General features: G+C 44.2%; 1 protein-coding gene. It reads right to left on the reverse strand.

All coding sequences use genetic code 11. The annotated features are described in order from the left end of the window. Positions 1–721: lipopolysaccharide assembly protein LapB (locus A3735_RS25980; protein ID WP_156499930.1), on the reverse strand; the 721-nt coding region annotated here is incomplete at both ends.

Genomic DNA, 721 nt, shown 5'->3' on the forward strand with positions numbered 1-721 from the left:
CGGTTCGGTCGGCCAAGGTGTAGCCAAGTGCATTGATAGCAATCGCATTGTTCGGGTTCAGTTCTATTAGCTTTCTTAGATCTTGCTCCATTCCTGCCAAATCATCGTCTGCTTCTCGATTCATTGCTCGAGCGTAGAGTAGCTGGTCATCTTCGGGGAATGCTTGAATGGCGGCGTTGAGTGAGGCATTCATGCGGTCTGTTTCACCTGCACTAGATAGTAATTTAACTTCCAGTAGCCATAACTTAAGAGGGCTTGCTCCAGGTTTCTTTCTCAATTCAGCGAGTCTGTTTAGCATCTCGTCTTGCTGTTCGTTGTGAACCATTAGGAAACTTGAGCGCTCAAGAGATACTTCATAATGAACGCCAGCGCTTACTTTCTGGTAGAGATCGATAGCGTCATTGAAATTACCTTGGCTGTCAGCAATACGGGCTAAATAATAGTAGGCTTCATTAGCGTGTTGATTGGAGTCGATTAGCTGCTCGAAAGCTGCAGAAGCCTCTTCAACTTTTTTATTCTCTAGCATGACAATAGCGTGCGATAGTTTTAACCGCGATGCTTGGGGGTATTTAGTCAGTAGTGAATAGAATACCTCCTCGGCGTCATCGAGTTGTTTGTTTTCTATTAGCATTGTTGCATATAGACGACCAAGATTATGATTTGAGGGGAAATCGTCAAACTTGTCACCTGCATATTCAATAGCCTCTTCCAGTTGACCTTT

Source organism: Oleiphilus sp. HI0061, from assembly GCF_001635675.1.